The organism is Mycobacterium sp. pV006 (assembly GCF_041287115.1).
Taxonomy (GTDB): domain Bacteria; phylum Actinomycetota; class Actinomycetes; order Mycobacteriales; family Mycobacteriaceae; genus Mycobacterium.
The window spans coordinates 169,770-189,709 of sequence record NZ_JBGGKT010000003.1 but is presented as its reverse complement, the minus strand read 5'-3'; the positions used below and the strand labels follow the sequence as shown (position 1 = coordinate 189,709).

Annotated in this window: 18 protein-coding genes; 15 read left to right on the top strand and 3 right to left on the bottom strand. The window is 67.7% G+C overall.

Features of this window, described 5'->3' with window-relative positions; translation table 11 throughout:
- Position 1: 1 nt before the first annotated feature.
- Positions 2 to 1,687 (bottom strand): polyprenol phosphomannose-dependent alpha 1,6 mannosyltransferase MptB, encoded by a 1,686-nt coding sequence (gene mptB, locus ACAG25_RS06895; RefSeq protein ID WP_370487580.1) that lies wholly within the window; start codon positions 1,685 to 1,687, stop codon positions 2 to 4.
- A 22-nt stretch (positions 1,688 to 1,709) separates the two neighbouring features.
- Between mptB and ACAG25_RS06890 the strand changes: the two genes are divergently transcribed.
- The 12 genes from ACAG25_RS06890 to ACAG25_RS06835 all read left to right on the top strand — a co-directional run bounded on the left by ACAG25_RS06890 (position 1,710) and on the right by ACAG25_RS06835 (position 13,434).
- A complete protein-coding gene (locus ACAG25_RS06890) occupies positions 1,710 to 2,528 on the top strand; it encodes a helix-turn-helix transcriptional regulator (RefSeq protein ID WP_370487764.1) in 819 nt (272 codons plus the stop codon).
- A 79-nt stretch (positions 2,529 to 2,607) separates the two neighbouring features.
- A complete protein-coding gene (gene sufB / locus ACAG25_RS06885; protein ID WP_370487579.1) occupies positions 2,608 to 4,059 on the top strand; it encodes a Fe-S cluster assembly protein SufB in 1,452 nt (483 codons plus the stop codon).
- A complete protein-coding gene (gene sufD / locus ACAG25_RS06880) occupies positions 4,059 to 5,252 on the top strand; it encodes a Fe-S cluster assembly protein SufD (RefSeq protein ID WP_370487578.1) in 1,194 nt (397 codons plus the stop codon). Before sufB ends, sufD begins: the two co-directional genes overlap by 1 nt.
- Before the next feature lies 1 nt (position 5,253).
- Positions 5,254 to 6,024: a Fe-S cluster assembly ATPase SufC gene (gene sufC / locus ACAG25_RS06875; RefSeq protein WP_370487577.1), complete on the top strand. Its 771-nt coding sequence runs from the start codon at positions 5,254 to 5,256 to the stop codon at positions 6,022 to 6,024.
- Positions 6,025 to 6,026: 2 nt separating this feature from the next.
- Positions 6,027 to 7,286 carry a cysteine desulfurase gene (locus ACAG25_RS06870; protein ID WP_370487576.1) on the top strand — a complete coding sequence of 420 codons (1,260 nt, stop codon included), beginning with the start codon at positions 6,027 to 6,029 and terminating at the stop codon, positions 7,284 to 7,286.
- Positions 7,283 to 7,756, top strand: coding sequence for a Fe-S cluster assembly sulfur transfer protein SufU (sufU, locus tag ACAG25_RS06865; protein WP_370487763.1), 474 nt, complete (start codon positions 7,283 to 7,285; stop codon positions 7,754 to 7,756). The genes ACAG25_RS06870 and sufU overlap by 4 nt, the downstream gene beginning before the upstream one ends.
- Positions 7,749 to 8,096 carry a metal-sulfur cluster assembly factor gene (locus ACAG25_RS06860; RefSeq protein WP_370487575.1) on the top strand — a complete coding sequence of 116 codons (348 nt, stop codon included), beginning with the start codon at positions 7,749 to 7,751 and terminating at the stop codon, positions 8,094 to 8,096. The genes sufU and ACAG25_RS06860 overlap by 8 nt, the downstream gene beginning before the upstream one ends.
- Before the next feature lie 507 nt (positions 8,097 to 8,603).
- Positions 8,604 to 10,172, top strand: a complete 1,569-nt coding sequence (locus ACAG25_RS06855; RefSeq protein WP_370487574.1) for a family 16 glycosylhydrolase — start codon at positions 8,604 to 8,606, stop codon at positions 10,170 to 10,172.
- 70 nt (positions 10,173 to 10,242) lie between these two features.
- On the top strand, positions 10,243 to 10,605 hold the full coding sequence (trxA, locus tag ACAG25_RS06850; RefSeq protein WP_370487573.1) for a thioredoxin: 363 nt from the start codon (positions 10,243 to 10,245) through the stop codon (positions 10,603 to 10,605).
- Positions 10,602 to 11,447 carry an enoyl-CoA hydratase gene (locus ACAG25_RS06845; RefSeq protein WP_370487762.1) on the top strand — a complete coding sequence of 282 codons (846 nt, stop codon included), beginning with the start codon at positions 10,602 to 10,604 and terminating at the stop codon, positions 11,445 to 11,447. The genes trxA and ACAG25_RS06845 overlap by 4 nt, the downstream gene beginning before the upstream one ends.
- A gap of 100 nt (positions 11,448 to 11,547) precedes the next feature.
- On the top strand, positions 11,548 to 13,176 hold the full coding sequence (locus ACAG25_RS06840) for an ABC-F family ATP-binding cassette domain-containing protein (RefSeq protein WP_370487572.1): 1,629 nt from the start codon (positions 11,548 to 11,550) through the stop codon (positions 13,174 to 13,176).
- A 63-nt stretch (positions 13,177 to 13,239) separates the two neighbouring features.
- The gene (locus tag ACAG25_RS06835; RefSeq protein ID WP_370487571.1) at positions 13,240 to 13,434 is read left to right on the top strand and encodes a helix-turn-helix domain-containing protein; all 195 of its coding nucleotides are present in this window, start codon (positions 13,240 to 13,242) and stop codon (positions 13,432 to 13,434) included.
- Here ACAG25_RS06835 and ACAG25_RS06830 read toward each other — a convergent pair whose 3' ends face one another.
- Together ACAG25_RS06830 and ACAG25_RS06825 are read right to left on the bottom strand one after the other, a co-directional pair.
- Positions 13,435 to 13,998, bottom strand: a complete 564-nt coding sequence (locus ACAG25_RS06830) for a TetR/AcrR family transcriptional regulator (RefSeq protein ID WP_370487570.1) — start codon at positions 13,996 to 13,998, stop codon at positions 13,435 to 13,437.
- Positions 13,999 to 14,009: 11 nt separating this feature from the next.
- Positions 14,010 to 16,835 carry an aconitate hydratase gene (locus ACAG25_RS06825; protein ID WP_370487569.1) on the bottom strand — a complete coding sequence of 942 codons (2,826 nt, stop codon included), beginning with the start codon at positions 16,833 to 16,835 and terminating at the stop codon, positions 14,010 to 14,012.
- Between the two features lie 190 nt (positions 16,836 to 17,025).
- Between ACAG25_RS06825 and ACAG25_RS06820 the strand changes: the two genes are divergently transcribed.
- The 3 genes from ACAG25_RS06820 to ripB all read left to right on the top strand — a co-directional run bounded on the left by ACAG25_RS06820 (position 17,026) and on the right by ripB (position 19,896).
- The gene (locus ACAG25_RS06820; RefSeq protein WP_370487568.1) at positions 17,026 to 17,562 is read left to right on the top strand and encodes a DUF6676 family protein; all 537 of its coding nucleotides are present in this window, start codon (positions 17,026 to 17,028) and stop codon (positions 17,560 to 17,562) included.
- A 218-nt stretch (positions 17,563 to 17,780) separates the two neighbouring features.
- A complete protein-coding gene (ripA, locus tag ACAG25_RS06815; RefSeq protein WP_370487567.1) occupies positions 17,781 to 19,205 on the top strand; it encodes an NlpC/P60 family peptidoglycan endopeptidase RipA in 1,425 nt (474 codons plus the stop codon).
- Positions 19,206 to 19,251: 46 nt separating this feature from the next.
- Positions 19,252 to 19,896 (top strand): NlpC/P60 family peptidoglycan endopeptidase RipB, encoded by a 645-nt coding sequence (gene ripB / locus ACAG25_RS06810; RefSeq protein ID WP_370487761.1) that lies wholly within the window; start codon positions 19,252 to 19,254, stop codon positions 19,894 to 19,896.
- Positions 19,897 to 19,940 lie beyond the last annotated feature (44 nt).

Here is a 19,940-nt window from a genome sequence, read left to right as displayed (position 1 = left end):
CTCACGGTGACTCAGCGTAAGCGTCGGTCACCGAGGTCGGTGGCGGCGGTCGGGAGCCGCGTCCGGTCTCCGGTGACGCATCGTCGTCGGCGAGGGTGCCGGACGCGGCCTCGGGGACGGCGCGCCATGGCAGCCACCGATAGGTCAGGGCGATCAGCAACAGCACGATCACCGTGCTGGCCACGGTGGCCAGCACGATCTGGAACAGCGCGAATCGGTCACCGTTGGCGGTCGGACCGAAGATGCCGACCACCAGCGTCATCATGATCGCCGTCGACCGGAAACCGGGCCGGGTGGCCCAGGCCGCCAGCGGGATGATCGCCCACAGCAGATACCACGGTTGCACCACCGGGAACAGCAGCACCGTGGCGCCCAGCGCCACCCCCAGGCCGCCGACCGGATGCAGTCGGCCGCGCAGCACCGACACCAGCAACCAGGTGACGATCACCGCGATCAGGCTGACACCGATCGCGCGGGTCAGGCCCAGGACCGCGGTCGTGTGATCGCCCAGTCCGAGCAGGATCCCAACCTGTCCGGTACCGAGAGCAAGCAGGGTCGGCGGCGACATCCAACTACGCACGACATTGGCGGTGCCCAGCGTGAACAACCAGCCGAAACCCAGGCCGCTGGCCCACCCGATGATCGCCATCACCGCGACCGACACCGCCGCCAACGCGGTGCCCGACATCAGGAACGCCTTGACCGTGCCGCCCCACCGGCGGGCCAGCGCCATCGCGACGAAACCCAACGCCAGCAGTGAGGGCAGCTTGACCTGCGACGACATCGTGATCAGCACCGTGCCCGCGACCAGCATCGCCGTCGGGTACCACCTGGCGCGCGTGGCGTCCCCGATGGCTTCGATGCCGCGCAGCGCGAACTCGGTGCCGGCCAGCATCAGGCCCAGCATCAGCGCCTCGTTGTGGATCCCGGCCACCAGGTGCATGAACAGCAGCGGGTTGGTGGGTCCCAGCCACAGGGCGCTCACCTCGGCCACGCCGCACCGGCGGGCCAGGCGCGGTGTCGCCCAGACGATGAGGCCGACGCCGAGCAGCACCACCAACCGGTGGAACAGCACCGCCTCGACGACGTTCTCCCCGGTGATCGCCGAGATCCCCTTGCCGATCCACAGGAACAGCGGCCCGTACGGCGCCGGGGTCTCGCGCCACAGGCTCGGCACCGACAACGTGAAGATGTGATCCAGTCCCAGCCCGGGCGCGGGGCCGACCCGGTACGGGTCCGCGCCCTGCAGGGCGATCTCGCTCTGCGCCAGATAGGAGTAGACGTCCTTGCTGTACATCGGCGGCGCGATGAGCAGCGGCAGCGCCCACAGCAACAGCGTCCGGTCCAGCTGGCTCCGGGTCATCTTGCGGTTGCCCAGGGTGAACCGGCCCAACATCAGCCAGGCCAGCGCCATCATCACCGCTCCGGTGGTGGTCATGGTCAACGACACGGTCTGGATGCGGGAGGGCAGGTTGAGCAGCCGGACGCCGAAGGTCGGGTCCTGCACCACCGGGCGCGCCCCGGCGCCGAGCGCGCCGATGGCCATGAGTACCGTTCCGGTGGCGCCGAACAACCGGGTGCGGTGCATCGCGACCAGCTCAGCGGCGGTCAGGGGGCTGCCGACGGTCCGCTCGTCGCCGTGCCACCCGGCGATCGACGTACTGAGGGAATGTCGGCGGGCTGCCACCAGGGCAGCGTAGCGGGCGCGTATTCCCGATTCGTCGCGTCAGGGTTGTGAGAAGACCGACCCGGGGCTAAGGGTGCCCTTGCTGGACCCGATCCGGGAATTGCGTCACACTGGTGTAGTGAAATTCCGTCAGCAGGGTTCGACCGTACCGTCACCGGTACCGTCGCACGCTGTCGACGGGGATTCATACGGGCAGACGCGCAGCGCGATCGTCCGGCTGCTGTTGGAGTCCGGTCCCACCACCGCCCGCAGCATCGGCGCACGGCTGGGACTGTCACCGGCCGGCGTGCGTCGTCATCTCGACGCGCTGATCGAGGCCGGCGACGCGAAGGCGACCGCCGCCGCGGCGTGGCAGCAGGAAGGCCGCGGGCGGCCGGCCAAGCGTTACCAGCTCACCGCCGCGGGCCGGGCCAAACTCGACCACGCCTACGACGACCTCGCAGCGGCCGCCATGCGGCAGCTGCGCGAGCTGGGCGGCGACGAAGCGGTCCAAGCGTTCGCCCGGCAGCGGATCGACGCGATCCTCGCCGACATCCGGCCGGTCGACGGGCCCGCCGACAGTGAGGACATCGAGGCGGCCGCGGAGCGGATCGCCGAGGCGTTCACCAGCGCCGGGTACGCCACCTCCACGGCGCGGGTGCGGGGACCGGTGCCGGGAGTGCAGATCTGCCAGCACCACTGCCCGGTGTCGCATGTGGCCGAGGAGTTCCCCGAGCTGTGCGAGGCCGAGCAACAGGCCATGGCCGACGTGCTGGGCACCCACGTCCAGCGGTTGGCCACGATCGTCAACGGCGACTGCGCCTGCACCACCCACGTTCCGCTCAGCGCAGCGGGACGGTGACACCACCAGCGCTACCAAGCACGACCCTTCGGCGCACAGCCCGCGCCGAAGCCACCACGAGTAAGAGGAGTGTGTCGCAATGACACTCACACCGGAGGCTTCAGTTTCTGAGACCGCCGCCCCTTTGACTCAGGAAGAGACCATCGCTTCCCTGGGCAACTACGGCTACGGATGGGCTGATTCCGACGTTGCGGGGGCCAGCGCGCAGCGCGGGCTGTCCGAGGCCGTGGTCCGGGACATCTCGGCGAAGAAGAACGAGCCCGAGTGGATGCTCGACGTCCGGCTCAAGGCGCTGCGCACCTTCGACAAGAAGCCGATGCCGAAGTGGGGGTCGAACCTCGAGGGCATCGACTTCGACAACATCAAGTACTTCGTGCGCTCCACCGAGAAGCAGGCCACGTCCTGGGAGGAGCTGCCCGAGGACATCAAGAACACCTACGACCGCCTGGGCATCCCGGAGGCCGAGAAGCAGCGACTGGTCGCCGGTGTGGCCGCCCAGTACGAGTCCGAGGTGGTCTACCACCAGATCCGCGAGGACCTCGAGGCCCAGGGCGTGATCTTCCTCGACACCGACACCGGTCTGCGCGAGCACCCTGAGCTGTTCAAGAAGTATTTCGGCACCGTCATCCCGGCCGGTGACAACAAGTTCTCGGCGCTGAACACCGCGGTCTGGTCGGGCGGTTCGTTCATCTATGTCCCCAAGGGCGTTCATGTGGACATCCCGCTGCAGGCCTACTTCCGGATCAACACCGAGAACATGGGCCAGTTCGAGCGCACCCTGATCATCGTCGACGAAGACGCGTACGTGCACTACGTGGAAGGCTGCACCGCGCCGATCTACAAGAGCGACTCGCTGCACAGCGCCGTCGTCGAGATCATCGTCAAGCCGGGCGGGCGCTGCCGCTACACGACCATCCAGAACTGGTCGAACAACGTCTACAACCTGGTCACCAAGCGGGCCCGCGCCGAGGCCGGAGCCACCATGGAGTGGATCGACGGCAACATCGGCTCCAAGGTCACCATGAAGTACCCGGCCGTGTGGATGACCGGCGAGCACGCCAAGGGCGAGGTGCTCTCGGTCGCGTTCGCCGGCGAGGGCCAGCACCAGGACACCGGCGCGAAGATGCTGCACCTGGCGCCGCATACCTCGAGCAACATCGTGTCCAAGTCGGTGGCCCGCGGCGGTGGGCGGGCGTCCTACCGCGGCCTGATCCAGGTGAACAAGGGCGCGCACGGTTCCCGCTCCAGCGTGAAATGTGATGCGTTGCTGGTGGACACCGTGAGTCGCAGCGACACCTATCCGTACGTCGACATCCGTGAGGACGACGTCACGATGGGTCACGAGGCCACCGTGTCGAAGGTCAGCGAGGATCAGATGTTCTATCTGATGAGCCGCGGCCTGACCGAGGACGAGGCGATGGCGATGGTGGTGCGCGGCTTCGTCGAGCCCATCGCCAAGGAACTCCCGATGGAGTACGCGCTGGAGCTCAACCGGCTGATCGAGCTGCAGATGGAAGGCGCGGTGGGATAGTGACCACCGGTGCGAATCTCAGTGAAGCGGTGGAGGGTTCGGCTCTCTCCGCGGTGAACAAGGGCGAGTTGTTCTCGTCCTTCGACGTCAACGCCTTCGAGGTGCCGGGCGGGCGCGACGAGATCTGGCGGTTCACCCCGCTCAAGCGTCTCCGCGGACTGCACGACGGCTCGGCGCAGGCCACCGCGGCCGCGACGGTCACGGTCACCGAACAGCCCGGTGTCACCGTCGAAACCGTCGCGCGCAGCGACCAGCGGCTCGGCCAGGCCGGCGCCCCGACCGATCGTGTTGCCGCCCAGGCGTATTCATCGTTCGAGACGGCCACGATCGTCACCGTCGGCCGCGACACCGAGATCGCCGCGCCGATCGAGGTCGACATCACCGGTCCCGGCGAGGGCCAGGTCGCCTACGGGCACCTGCAGATCCGGGTCGAGGAGCTCTCCCGCGCCATCGTGGTCGTCGACCTGCGCGGCAGCGGAACCTACGCCGACAACGTCGAGATCATCGTCGGCGATTCCGCCGGCCTGGGCGTCATCTCGATCGCCGACTGGGCCGACGACATGGTCCACGTCAGCGCCCACCACGCCAAGCTCGGCAAGGACGCCGTCCTCGGACACGTCAACGTCCAGCTCGGCGGCGAGCTGGTGCGTACCACCGCGACGGTGCGTTACACCGGGCCCGGCGGCGACGCGAAGATGCTCGGCACCTACTTCGCCGACGCGGGACAGCACCTGGAATCCCGGCTGCTGGTCGACCATTCGCATCCCAACTGCAAGTCCGATGTGCTCTACAAGGGCGCGCTGCAGGGCGATCCGGAGTCCGGTAAGCCCGACGCGCACACCGTGTGGGTCGGCGACGTGCTGATCCGTGCGGAGGCCACCGGAACCGACACCTTCGAGGTCAACCGCAACCTGGTGCTCACCGACGGTGCGCGGGCGGACTCGGTGCCCAACCTCGAGATCGAGACCGGCGAGATCGTCGGTGCCGGACACGCAAGTGCCACCGGACGTTTCGACGACGAGCAGGTGTTCTACCTGCGGGCGCGTGGCATCCCCGAGGACCAGGCCCGCCGGCTGGTGGTGCGCGGATTCTTCAACGAGATCATCGCGAAGATCGCGGTGCCCGAGGTCCGCGAGCGTCTCACCGAAGCCATCGAACGAGAACTAGCGATCACAGAAGCGAGAACGAACTGACATGACCACGCTGGAAGTCAAAGACCTGCACGTCTCGGTCCACACGCCCGAAGGCGACGAGGTCCCGATCCTCAAAGGCGTCAACCTGACGGTCAAGTCGGGGGAGACGCATGCGGTGATGGGTCCCAACGGATCCGGGAAGTCGACGCTGTCCTACGCCGTCGCCGGTCACCCGAAGTACACCGTGACCTCCGGGTCGATCACCCTGGACGGCGAGGACGTGCTCGAGATGAGCATCGATGAAAGGGCCAGGGCGGGCCTCTTTCTGGCGATGCAGTACCCGGTGGAGGTGCCCGGGGTGTCGATGTCGAACTTCCTGCGCACCGCGGCGACCGCGGTCCGTGGCGAGGCGCCCAAGCTGCGGCACTGGGTCAAAGAGGTCAAGAGCGCGATGACCGACCTGGGCATCGACCCGTCGTTCGGCGAACGCAGCGTCAACGAGGGCTTCTCCGGCGGTGAGAAGAAACGCCACGAGATCCTGCAGTTGGGCCTGCTCAAGCCGAAGATCGCGATCCTCGACGAGACCGACTCGGGCCTGGACGTCGACGCGTTGCGTGTCGTCAGCGAGGGCGTGAACCGCTACGCCGAAACCGAGAACGCCGGCGTGCTGCTCATCACGCACTACACCCGCATCCTGCGTTACATCCGGCCGCAGTTCGTGCACGTGTTCGTCGACGGTCGCATCATCGAGTCCGGCGGCCCGGAACTGGCCGACGAGCTCGAGGAGAACGGTTACGAGCGCTTCACCCAGGCCGCCGCTGCCGGAGCCTGACCGTGACGGCCGCGAAGACACTCGACCTCACGGCGATCAGGGCTGACTTCCCGATCCTGGCGCGGGTGATGCGCGGCGGGCAGCGGCTGGCCTATCTCGATTCCGGAGCCACGTCGCAGAAGCCACTGGCGGTCCTCGACGCCGAGCGCGAGTTCCTGCTGACCTCCAACGGTGCGGTGCACCGCGGTGCCCACCAGCTGATGGAGGAATCGACCGACGCCTACGAGCAGGGTCGCGAGGACATCGCCGCGTTCGTCGGCGCCGACACCGACGAGTTGGTGTTCACCAAGAACGCCACCGAGGCGCTCAACCTGGTCGCCTACACGTTGGGCGACCGCCGGTTCGACCGGGCCGTCGGCCCGGGTGACGTCATCGTCGTCACCGAACTCGAGCACCACGCCAACCTGGTGCCGTGGCAGGAGTTGGCGCAGCGGACCGGCGCGACGCTGAAGTGGTACGGCGTGATCCCCGACGGCCCGGAGGCCGGTCGCATCGACCTGGACTCCCTCGAGCTCGACGAACGGGTCAAAGTCGTTGCGTTCAGCCATCATTCGAATGTCACCGGCGCGATCGCCCCGGTTGCCGAGTTGGTGACCCGGGCCAAGGCGGTGGGCGCGCTGACCGTCCTCGACGCCTGCCAGTCGGTGCCCCACCAGCCTGTCGACTTCCACGGTCTCGACGTCGACTACGCCGCCTTCTCCGGCCACAAGATGCTCGGTCCCACCGGAATCGGCGTGCTCTACGGGCGCCGCGAACTGCTCGGCGCGATGCCGCCGTTTCTGACCGGCGGATCGATGATCGAGACCGTCACGATGGAGGCGAGTACCTACGCCCCGGCGCCCCAGCGTTTCGAAGCGGGCACACCGATGACCTCACAGGTGGTCGGCCTGGCAGCCGCGGCACGCTATCTCGACAAGATCGGCATGGCCGCGGTGTGCGAGCACGAGCACGACCTCGTGCGTGCCGCGCTCGACGGGCTGGCCTCCGTCGATGGTGTGCGGGTGATCGGGCCCACCTCGCTGACCGATCGTGGATCACCGGTGTCCTTCGTCGTCGACGGAGTGCACGCCCATGATGTCGGGCAGGTGCTCGACGACGAGGGCGTGGCCGTGCGGGTCGGGCATCACTGCGCGTGGCCGCTGCACCGCCGGTTCGGCATCGCCGCGACCGCGCGCGCATCCTTTGCCGTGTACAACACCGCCGAGGAGGTCGACCGACTGGTCGCCGGCGTACGCCGGGCAGTGGAGTTCTTCGGGAACTGAAGATGCGACTGGAGCAGATCTACCAGGAAGTCATCCTGGACCACTACAAACGTCCCCACCACCGCGGTCTGCGCGATCCGTTCGATGCCGAGGTGTACCACGTCAATCCGACGTGTGGGGATGAAGTGACCCTGCGGGTGACGTTGACCCAGGACAAGGAGACCGTCGTCGATGTCTCCTACGACGGTCAGGGCTGCTCCATCAGCCAGGCGGCGACCTCGGTGCTGACCGACCAGGTCATCGGACAAAGTGTCGGGGACGCGCTCAAGACGGTGGCGGCGTTCTCGGAGATGGTGTCCAGTCGAGGCAGAATCGACGGTGACGAGGATGTGCTCGGTGACGGCGTGGCCTTCGCCGGGGTCGCCAAATATCCGGCCCGGGTGAAGTGCGCCCTCCTGGGATGGACCGCGTTCAAGGCTGCGGTCGCGCAGGCACACGGGGACGAAGCGAAGGAGAACGGCAATGAGTGACACGGCGATACCCGAAGACCAGCTGCTCGCCGAGATCGAGGAGGCGATGCACGACGTCGTCGACCCCGAACTCGGGATCAACGTCGTCGACCTCGGACTGGTCTACGGCGTCGGGGTGGAGAGCAGTGATACCGGCAAGGTGGCACTGATCGACATGACGTTGACGTCGGCGGCCTGTCCGCTGACCGACGTGATCGAGGATCAGTCGCGCACGGCGCTCGTCGGCGCGGGACTGGTCAGCGAGATCAAGATCAACTGGGTGTGGAACCCGCCGTGGGGCCCGGACAAGATCACCGATGACGGTCGGGAGCAGCTGCGCGCACTCGGGTTCACCGTCTGAGCCATACCTGAAGCACTGCCCACTCGCCTTCCCAGGCGGGTGGGCAGTTTTCGTTCGTGCCGTTGCCTGTCGCTGCGTTGGCAAGTCCCCAGAGGCGTCGGTGAGAAGGTGCCGCGCAGTGAAAGGGCCACGTGGGGTCGTTGCGGTGATCCGTCCGCCCCGGGAGCCGCGTTCCTGGCAAAGATCCCGCTCTGCGCTGATCTTGCAGCAAATTGGCGAACGCGCGCTATTTCATCGGCCGGCCAGGACGCCGAAAAGCTATGGGTCGCACCAATTTCGGCGATTTCCCGCACCGTCACACGTGTTTGACTATCGTTTGCTGTGCTCCTAGCGCAGCTGTCGGAAGGAGGCGGCCCCGGGTCGCGTCTTACTGGAGAGTTACTCGCATCGGGGGATTTTGCGGGCTGATCTTGGCCCGGCTGGAGCATTCGCTCACGGTGGTTGTCGCACCGTGGACCTCGTTGAGTTCTGCTACCTCTTTTGTCCCTTTGACGAAATGGAAGGTCGATGCACAAAGGCTCACAAACCGGGATCCAGGTCGGCAGCGGCAAACACTGGTTCGCAGGAGGTCTGGTGGCGGCCGGACTGGGCGCCGCGATGATGGCCGGCGCGGGTGTCGCCACCGCGGACACCGCGGGATCGGAGGCGTCCGGCAGTTCGGCCGGCGCCGCGAGTTCCACCGACGCCGGCAGCTCGGTGTCGGCGCCCCGGGACACGCAGTCGACGTCCAGGGACACACAGTCGACGCGAGAGCCGCGCGAGCGTCGCAACAGCCGCGCGGACCGGCCCGCCAGGGTCCGCACGGCGGCGACCGCCGCACCCGACGAGGAAGCGGTACGCGTCGCCGAAAAGGCCGCGGCCGAGGCGGATCTCGTCGAGAGCGTGGCACTCGATACTCCGGCGGTACGCGCAGCGGCCGCCGTGGCCGCCGACGACGATCGTGTGCCCGCGCCGGTCGCCGCGGTGGCGGCGCCGGTGGTGGCGGTAGCCACCCGCAAGGACCTGCCGGCCGAGCAGGTCGAGGCCCGCGAGTACCGGCACGCCGTCGCGGCACAGGCCGAAGCGACCGCCGAGATGGCAGCTGCCGCCGCGGCGCCCACGACCGTTCGGGTCACCGTGGGATCGATGCTCGTCGACTGGCTGTATTCCATCGGGATCAAGAACACGAAGTTCGGCCCCGACTTCCTCGCCATCCCGGTACCCAGGTTCGTCGCGACCTGGTGGCTGGGGGTCCGCGCCCGCATCTACCGAGACGTCGAGGTTCCGGCTCCGGAGGAACCCACCACCACGCCCGAGCAGCCGGCCCCGGACCGCAAGCTGCTCTGGGAGACCAACTTCTCGAGCATGGACGAAGCGACGAGGTACTGGGGCTTCCAGACCGGGCGGTGGGGCTGGCCGGCCGGCGAGAACCAGTACTACACCGACGGCGACAACGCCTACATCGACGCAGCGGGCAACCTCGTGATCGAGGCACGCCGGGAGAACACCCCCGACCGATTCGGTGCGCCGCACAACTACACCTCTGCACGCGTCGTGACCTTCGGCAAGCAGTCGATCGGGGTCGGGACCCGCGTGGTGGCGCGCATCCAGATGCCGGTCACCCAGGGTGTGCTGCCGGCGTTCTGGACCGGTGGTCTCGAGCCCGGCCACGAATACGACTGGCCACGTCAGGGTGAGATCGACATCGCCGAGGTGCCGGGCTTCGGTACCCCGCAGGCCCGCCGGGTGTGGACCGGCAACATCCACGGCCCCGCCGATCGGGACAACACCATCGACGTGAAGCTGCCGGGGTTCAGCCACGACCTCGGCGTGGACCTGTCGCAGGGCTTCCACGAGTACGGCATCGACTGGTACAGCGACCGGATCGTCTGGCACGTCGACGGTGTCGAGGTCGGCCGGGTCACCAAGGCCGAATACGAGGCCCTGGGCGGCGACTGGACACCGTTCTCCGGAGCGTGGGACCACTACCTGATCCTCAACGTCGCCGTCGGGAACCCGTGGACCGGTGATCCGGCCGCCGATACGCCGTTCCATGCGCAGATGAAGGTCGACTGGGTCAAGGCCTACGAGCTGTAGGGCGTGTAGGCGGGACATATCCGGGCCCGAACCTGGGAACATGGGTGGACACCGCAACGTTAGGATAACCATGGCTACCCGTGACATCACCGCCGAGGAATTCAACGACACCATCAACGGCAACGACATCGTGCTGGTCGACTTCTGGGCGTCGTGGTGCGGTCCGTGCAAGGCCTTCGCGCCGACCTTCGCGGCGTCGTCGGAGAAGCACCCCGACGTCGTCTACGCCAAGGTCGACACCGAAGCTGAACAGCAGCTCGCCGCCGCGGCCGACATCCGGTCCATCCCGACGCTGATGGCCTTCAAGAAGGGCAAACTCGTGTTCAACCAGGCCGGTGCGCTGCCGCCCGCCGCGCTGGAAGACTTGGTCCAGAAGGTCAAGGAGTTCGACATCGACGCCGCGATCGCCGCCCAGGAGGACGGTCAGGGCTGACCGCCCGTTACCGTGCACGCGTGAGCCCGTCCGATCCGTTCGTCCTCGTCGAGCGTCCGCGCCCGCACGTGGCCCTGGTGACGCTGAACCGTCCCGAGCGGATGAACTCCATGGCCTTCGACGTCATGGTCCCGCTGCGCGACGTGCTGGGTGAACTGACCTACGACAACGACGTGCGCGTCGTCGTGCTCACCGGTGCGGGCCGGGGGTTCTCGTCCGGGGCCGACCACAAGTCCGCGGGCGCGGTCCCGCACGTGGAAGGCCTGACCCGGCCCAGCTTGGGTCTGCGGTCGATGGAACTGCTCGACGACGTCATCCTGGGGCTGCGCCGGATGCACCAGCCGGTGATCGCCGCGGTCAACGGAGCCGCCATCGGCGGTGGGCTCTGTCTGGCGCTGGCCGCCGACATCCGTGTCGCGTCGACGCAGGCCTACTTCCGAGCGGCGGGCATCAACAACGGTCTGACCGCCTCGGAGCTGGGGCTGAGCTACCTGCTGCCGCGCGCGATCGGCTCGTCACGGGCGTTCGAGATCATGCTGACCGGACGCGACGTCGACGCCGACGAGGCCGAACGCATCGGGTTGGTGTCCCGCCAGGTGCCCCCAGACCGGCTGCTCGAGACCTGCTACGAGATGGCCGAACGGATCGCCGGCTTCTCCCGGCCCGGCGCCGAGCTGACCAAGCGGACGCTGTGGAGCGGCCTCGACGCGGGCTCGCTGGAGTCGCACATGCACGCCGAAGGCCTCGGCCAGCTCTACATCCGGCTGCTGACGAACAACTTCGAGGAAGCGGTGGCGGCCCGCAAAGAGGGCCGTGCGCCGCACTTCACCGACGACAAGTAGCCGGTAATCGATTGGCTTCCGGCCGGTCGATGCCATTAGCCTTGCCCACGTCCAACCGGGTGCGGGCCTACCTCACCCTCGTGAATTCAGGAGCAGCAGCGTGATCACCGCAACGGACCTCGAGGTCCGCGCCGGAGCGCGCACCCTGCTCTCGGTCGAGGGTTCTGCGCTGCGGGTCCAGCCCGGCGACCGGATCGGCCTGGTCGGGCGTAACGGGGCCGGTAAGACCACCACGATGCGCATCCTGGCCGGCGAGGGCGAACCCTACGCGGGCACGATCACCCGCACCGGCGAGGTCGGCTATCTGCCGCAGGATCCCCGCGAAGGCGACCTCGACATGCTGGCCCGCGATCGGGTGTTGTCGGCGCGGGGTCTCGATACCCTGCTCGCCGACCTGGAAAAGCAGCAGGCTCTGATGGCCGAGGTCGCTGACGACGCCGCCCGCGACAAAGCCGTGCGGCGCTACGGCCAGCTCGAGGAGCGGTTCGCCGCCCTCGGCGGATACGCCGCCGAGAGCGAGGCCGGCCGCATCTGCGCCAGCCTCGGTCTGCCCGACCGGGTGCTGACCCAGCCGCTGCGCACCCTCTCCGGTGGGCAGCGCCGCCGCGTCGAGCTGGCCCGCATCCTGTTCGCCGCGTCCGAGAGCGGCAGCGGATCGGCCACCACGCTGCTGCTCGACGAGCCCACCAACCACCTCGACGCCGACTCGATCGGCTGGCTGCGCACCTTCCTGCAGAACCACAGCGGCGGGCTGGTGGTCATCAGCCACGACGTCGAACTGCTGGCCGACGTCGTCAACCGGGTGTGGTTCCTCGATGCCGTGCGCGGCGAGGCCGACGTCTACAACATGGGGTGGCAGAAGTACCTCGATGCCCGCGCCACCGACGAGCAACGGCGGCGCCGGGAACGCGCCAACGCCGAACGCAAGGCCTCTGCGCTGCGGGCCCAGGCCGCCAAGATGGGCGCGAAGGCCACGAAAGCCGTTGCCGCGCAGAACATGCTGCGCCGCGCCGACCGGATGATGGCGGCGTTGGACGAGGAGCGGGTGGCCGACAAGGTCGCTCGGATCAAGTTCCCGACGCCGGCCCCGTGCGGCAAGACACCGTTGATCGCCAAGGGCCTGACCAAGACCTACGGTTCGCTGGAGGTGTTCAGCGGACTCGATCTGGCCATCGACCGAGGCTCGCGCGTGGTCGTCCTGGGACTCAACGGTGCAGGCAAGACGACGCTGCTGCGCATCCTGGCCGGCGTCGAGACCCCGGATGCCGGCGGCCTGGAGCCCGGTCACGGCCTCAAGCTGGGCTACTTCGCCCAGGAGCACGACACCCTCGACAACCTCGCCACGGTGTGGGAGAACATCCGCCACGCCGCACCGGACACGGGGGAGCAGGACCTGCGCGGACTGCTGGGCGCCTTCATGTTCAGCGGTGCGCAGCTCGATCAGCCGGCAGGCACGCTGTCCGGTGGCGAGAAGACCCGCCTCGCGTTGGCCGGGCTGGTGGCCTCCACGGCCAACGTCCTGCTGCTCGACGAGCCCACCAACAACCTCGACCCGGCGTCGCGGGAACAGGTTCTCGACGCGCTGCGCAGCTATGAGGGCTCGGTGGTGCTGGTCACCCACGACCCGGGCGCAGCCGAGGCGCTCGATCCGCAGCGGGTACTGCTGCTACCCGACGGCACCGAGGACTTCTGGTCCGAGGAATACCGGGACCTGATCGAACTCGCCTGACCCACGTGTCAAGCCCCGCGGCTCGGGGTAACCGGTCCCGAGCACAACCGCGGGAGGTCGTTGATGATACGAGACAACAAAGACAGGGATCAGCTGATCCGCGAACTCCGCAGCGCGTACGAGAGCGGGGCCAGCATCCGGAGTCTTGTCGCGTCGACGGGTCACTCCTACGGTTCGATCCACAGCATGCTGCGCGAGGCCGGCGCGACCATGCGCAGCCGCGGCGGACCGAACCACCGGGGCCGCAAGACGGCCTGATCAGCGCTGCCGAACCGAATCCTCGACGAGGTCGAGGACCGCACCGAGCCGTTCGGGGTCGTCACCCGAGGCGACCCGGGCGACCAGGCCGTCGAGCACCAGCTCCAGATACGTCCGAAGCACGTCACCGGGAACGTCGTCCCGCAGGCGACCCGCCTGCTTCTGCTGACGTAGCCGTTCGGTCGTGGCGGCCGAGAGCTCCGATGCCCGCTCCGCCCAGCCCTGGCTGAACGCCGGATCGTTGCGCAGCTTGCGGGCGATCTCCAGCCGCGTTGCCAGCCAGTCGAATTGCTCCGGTGCGGCCAGCATGTCGCGCATCACCTGGATGAGGCCCTCACGCGCGGCCACGTCGGCCATCCGCTCGGCATCCTCACGCGCCAGCTCGAAGAACAACGTGTCCTTGTCGCGGAAGTGATGGAAGATCGCGCCGCGCGACAGCCCGATGGTCTCCTCGAGCCGCCGCACGGTCGCGTTCTCGTACCCATGTTCTGCGAAGCACCGGCGGGCGCCGTCGAGGATCTGGCGACGGCGCGCCGCCAGGTGATCGTCGGTCACCCGAGGCACGGATTTCCCGGCTACTGCGTCTTGAGCATGTTGCGCAGCACGTACTGCAGGATGCCGCCGTTGCGGTAGTAGTCGGCCTCGCCCGGGGTGTCGATGCGCACCACGGCGTCGAACTCGACGGCGTTGCCGTCTTCCTTCGAGGCCTTGACGTGCACCGTCTTCGGTGTCTTGCCGTTGTTGAGCTCCTCGATACCGGTGATGTCGAAGGTCTCGGTGCCGTCCAGGCCCAGACTCTCGGCGTTCTCACCCTCGGGGAACTGCAGCGGGATCACACCCATGCCGATCAGGTTCGACCGGTGGATGCGTTCGAAGGACTCGCAGATCACCGCGCGCACACCGAGCAGTCGCGTGCCCTTGGCCGCCCAGTCACGCGACGACCCGGAGCCGTACTCCTTGCCGCCCAGCACGACCAGCGGGATGTTCTGCTCGGCGTAGTTCTGCGCGGCGTCATAGATGAACGCCTGCTCGCCGCCCTTGGTGAAGTCGCGCGTGTATCCGCCCGACACATCGTCGAGCAGCAGGTTGCGCAGCCGGATGTTGGCGAACGTGCCGCGGATCATCACCTCGTGGTTGCCCCGGCGCGACCCGAAGGAGTTGTAGTCCGCGCGGTCGACGCCGTGCTCGTCGAGGTAGGTCGCCGCCGGGGTGCCCGGCTTGATGCTGCCGGCGGGGGAGATGTGGTCGGTGGTGACCGAATCGCCAAGCAGCGCAAGGACTCTCGCCCCGGAGATGTCGGTCACCGGCTCCGGCTCGGCGGGCATCCCGTCGAAGTACGGAGGCTTGCGCACATAGGTGGAGTCCTGATCCCACTCGAAGGTGTTGCCGCTCGGCGTGGGCAGGTTGCGCCACCGTTCGTCACCCTTGAAGACGTCGGCGTAGTTCTTGACGAACATCTCCTGGCTGATCGCATTGGCGATGGTGTCGCTGATGTCGGACTGCGACGGCCAGATGTCACGCAGGAACACGTCGTTGCCGTCGGAGTCTTGGCCCAGCGGGGTGTTGTCGAAGTCGAAGTCCATCGAGCCCGCCAACGCGTAGGCGATCACCAACGGCGGTGACGCCAGGTAGTTCATCTTCACGTCGGGGTTGATGCGGCCCTCGAAGTTGCGGTTTCCGGAGAGCACCGCGGTCACGGCCAGGTCGTTGTCGTTGACGGCCTTGCTGATCTCCTCGGGCAGCGGCCCGCTGTTGCCGATGCAGGTGGTGCAGCCGTACCCCACGAGGAAGAAGCCCAGCTTCTCCAGATACGGCCACAGCCCGGCCTTCTCGTAGTAGTCGGTGACCACCTGCGAACCCGGGGCCATGGTCGTCTTGACCCACGGCTTGGTGGTCAGGCCCTTCTCGACGGCGTTGCGGGCCAGCAGCGCCGCGCCCAGCATCACCTCGGGGTTCGAGGTGTTGGTGCAGGACGTGATGGCGGCGATGACGACCGCGCCGTGGTCGAGGATGAACTCGCCGTACTCCTCGGTCTTGACCTCCACCGGATTGCTGGGCCGGCCGTCGGGTTCGGCCGCGGCGGATTGCACGTGCGCCGGCGGCTTCCGGTTGTTGAGGAACGACGTGTTGCGCACCGGGTCGCTGGCCGGGAAGGTCTCGTCGATGGCCTCGTCGAGTTCGGTGTACTCACCGTTGAACTCGCCACTGGTGACGTAGTCGTTGATGTCCCGGCGGAACGCGGATTTGGCCTCGTTGAGGGCGATGCGGTCCTGCGGGCGCTTCGGGCCCGCGATCGAGGGCACCACCTCGGACAGGTTCAGCTCGATGTACTCGGAGTACTTGGGTTCGCGGGAGGGGTCGTGCCACATGCCCTGCGCCTTGGCGTAGGCCTCCACGAGCGCCAGCTGCTCCTCGCTGCGGCCGGTGAAGCGCAGGTAGCTGATGGTTTCCTCGTCGATCGGGAAAATCGCTGCGGTGGAACCGAACTCGGGGCTCATGTTGCCCAGGGTGGCGCGGTTGGCCAGCGGCACCTCGGCGACGCCTTCGCCGTAGAACTCGACGAACTTGCCGACCACGCCGTGCTGGCGCAGCATCTCGGTGACGGTGAGCACCACGTCGGTGGCGGTCACGCCGGGCTGGCGTTCGCCGGTGAGCTTGAAGCCGACCACGCGGGGGATCAGCATCGAGACGGGCTGGCCCAGCATGGCGGCCTCGGCCTCGATGCCGCCGACGCCCCAGCCCAGCACGCCCAGGCCGTTGACCATGGTGGTGTGGCTGTCGGTGCCCACGCAGGTGTCCGGGTAGGCGACGCCGTCGCGGTCCATCACGACGCTGGCCAGGTACTCGATGTTGACCTGGTGCACGATGCCGGTGCCGGGCGGCACCACCTTGAAGTCGTCGAATGCGCCCTGACCCCACCGCAGGAACTGATAGCGCTCACCGTTGCGCTGGTACTCGATCTCCACGTTGCGCTCGAACGCATCGGCGCGACCGAACAGATCGGCGATCACGGAGTGGTCGATGACCAGATCGGCCGGCGCCAGCGGGTTCACCTTCTCGGGATCGCCGCCCAGATCGGCGATGGCCTCGCGCATGGTGGCGAGGTCGACGATGCAGGGAACTCCGGTGAAGTCCTGCATCACGACGCGGGCCGGGGTGAACTGGATCTCGATGCTCGGGTCGGCCGACGGATCCCAGTTGGCGATCGCCTCGATGTGGTCCTTGGTGATGTTGGCGCCGTCCTCGGTGCGCAGCAGGTTCTCGGCGAGCACTTTGAGGCTGTAGGGCAGTTTGTCGGCGCCGGGAACGGCGTCGAGGCGGTAGATCTCGTAACGCTTGTCTCCGACTTCGAGCGTGTCTTGTGCTCCGAACGAGTTCACGGATGAATTCTTGCTGCTCACATCAACTCCCGGCTTGATCACTTCGCCGCGGCGGGCTGTGCCGCGGCGCACTACCCTAACAGTACGCTTGTCCTGTAAATAACCCCAGGGTGGGCCGAACATCTGTCGGATACCCGGGTCGCGTCCACCAAACCCGTCCGCAGCTCGTGTCGCTCCCGGGCTGTCCTCCCGGTCGCGTACCTTGCTTGTCGTGACCGGACCGCACTGGATTCCCCACCTGCCGGCCTACATCCCGCCGGAGGTCGACATCGAAGCCGTCAAGGCCGACGTCGCCGACGACGGAGTCAGCGTCCCGCCGGCCGCCGAGTCCGACGTGCCGGCCCTGCGCGAGGTCGTCGATGCCGCGCGCGCGGACGGCATCGACCTCAAGATCGTGGTCATCGACTTCAATCCGCCGATCGACACGCCGCTGCGCGACATCGCCACCGAGGTCGGCACCGCCTATCCGGGGTCGACGGTGCTGGCGCTGAGTCCCAGCTTCGTCGGGAGCTACAGTCCGACCTTCGATCGGATGACGTTGGAGGCGGGCCAGGACCTCGCCCGAACGGGTAACTCGGTGCAGTCCTCGAAGAATTTCCTCGGGGAGTTGACGACTTCGCATTTCCCGTGGACGCCATTCACCATTCTGCTCGTGCTAGCAGTCGCTTGCGCGGTCGTCGGGACGCGAATGCTGCAGCAGGCGGGCAAACGGCGCGCGGCCGCCGAAACTGCCCCTGAACAGGCCTGAACTTCTCGCCGAACCTGTCTCGCGAATCACAACATCACCATTTGATAACGCCATTCGCAATTACATTGTTGTAATTTGTTACAAAAGTTTCTTCAGCGTCAGATGTGACGTACGGTGCAAACGGTGCCGCTTGTTGCAGTTGTTCTATTTGTGACTCCTGTGACAGCGCCCGGCAAGTGCCGACACGTTCGCGTGGAGCCTGAGGAGACTGGAATCGGATGAGACGCATCCCTGGCGGCGCCTCCGCTTCGCGGCTGTGCGCGGCGGCGTTGGTGTTCGGCCTGGTGGTCACGACCCCGCATCTCGCACACGCCCAACCCAAGAGCGACGACGTCGCCCAGCTCGTCATCGAGGTGGCCGACGTCAACCAGAAGCTGCAGAACCTCGGCGCGGAAATCCAGACGCAGCAGGAGGCCGTCAACAAGGCGATCCTCGACGTGGCCAACGCCCGGGACGCGGCCGCCGCCGCGCAAGCCGAGGTCGACGCCAGCGCTCGACGGGTCAAGGAGGCCGACGCGGCGATCGCTGCGGCGCAGCGCCGCTTCGACACCTTCGCCGCCGCGATGTACACCCGCGGTCCGTCGAGTTCGTACCTGACCGCTGCCGACCCGTCGGACATCCTCAACACCGCCGCCGCGGGTCAGACCCTGTCGATCAGTTCGCAGAAGGTCATGTCCGATCTGCTGGCGGCGCGTACCGAGCAGGTGAACAAGGAGTCGGCGGCGCGGCTGGCCAAGCAGCAGGCCGACGAGGCCGTCCAGGCGGCCGAGAGCAGCCAGCAGGCCGCCGTCGACGCGCTCACCGGAGCCCAGCAGGTTTTCCAGGCGCAGCAGGCCGAACTCGACCGGCTGTCGGCCGAGCGCGCGGAGGCCCAGGCCAAGCTGCGGGCAGCCCAGTCTCTGGCCGCACCCTCGCAGGCACCGGCGGCCGCCGCGCCGACAGCAGCCGACACCTCGGCCGGTCGTGCCCCCGCCGGCACCCCGGCGCCGGGCGGGGCCAATCCCGACTGGGACATCGACCCGGCCACCGGCAACCGCGACACGGCCTGGGACATGACGCTGCCGCAGATCCCGAGCGCGTTCGTCAGCGGTGACCCGATCCAGATCATCAACGCGGTCATCAAGATCATCACGACCTCGCTCGAGATCACCCAGAACCTGGGACGCAAGTTTCTGCAGAGCCTCGGACTGCTGCCGACGCCGACCGGTGTCACCAACGGCGCGATCCCGCGGCTCTACGGCCGGCAGGCCACCGAGTTCGTCATCAAGCGCGGCATGGCACAGATGGGTGTGCCGTACTCGTGGGGCGGCGGCAACGCCGCAGGCCCCAGCCGGGGCATCGACCGCGGCGCGAACACCGTCGGTTTCGACTGCTCGGGCCTGATGCTCTACATGTTCGCCGGCGTCGGCATCAAGCTGGACCACTACTCGGGGTCGCAGTACAACGCCGGGCGCAAGGTGCCGTCGTCGGAGATGCGGCGCGGCGACATGTTGTTCTGGGGCCCCAACGGCAGCCAGCACGTCGCGATGTACCTCGGCGACGGCCAGATGCTCGAAGCCCCCTACACCGGTTCGGTGGTCAAGATCTCGCCGGTACGCACCAGCGGCATGACCCCGTTCGCCGTCCGAATGATCGAGTGGTGAATCTCTGTTGCGTCGTTTCCTCGTCTCCCTGATCGCCGCCGCCGCGATGCTTTTCGGCGCGGCCGCTCCGGCGGGCGCGCAGCCCGCGGCCGGTCAGTGGGATCCCACGTTGCCCAAGCTGATCAGCGCCGGAGCTCCCGGCGACCCCCTGGCCATCGCCAACGCCTCACTGGCCGCCACGGCGCAGGCCACCCAGGTCACGATGGACCTCGGTCGCAAGTTCCTGCAGACCATCGGCCTGGCCCCCAAGGACGCACCGGCGTCGGTCGCGCCCGGGTTCGTGCGCGGACCGGCTGCCATCGAGTACGTGATCCGGCGCGGCGGCAGCCAGATGGGCACCCCGTACTCGTGGGGCGGCGGGAAACCCACGGGCCCCAGCCGCGGCATCGACTCCGGCGCCAACATCGTCGGCTACGACTGCTCGGGTTTCACCCAGTTCTCCTACGCCGGTGTGGGCGTGCTGATCCCGAAGTACTCCGGCGACCAGTACAACACCGGCCGCAAGGTCCCGGTCTCGCAAGCCAAGCGCGGTGACCTTCTCTTCTGGGGTCCGGGCGGCAGCCAACACGTCGCGATCTACCTCGGCAACGGCAAGATGCTGGAGTCCTCGGGCAGCGCGGGCAAGGTCACCGTGAGCCCGGTGCGCACCGCCGGCCTGCAGCCGCACGTCGCGCGCATCATCGAATCCTGAGTGCCTGCTGAGCCCATGCTGAGCATGGCCGGTGAAAGCCGGCG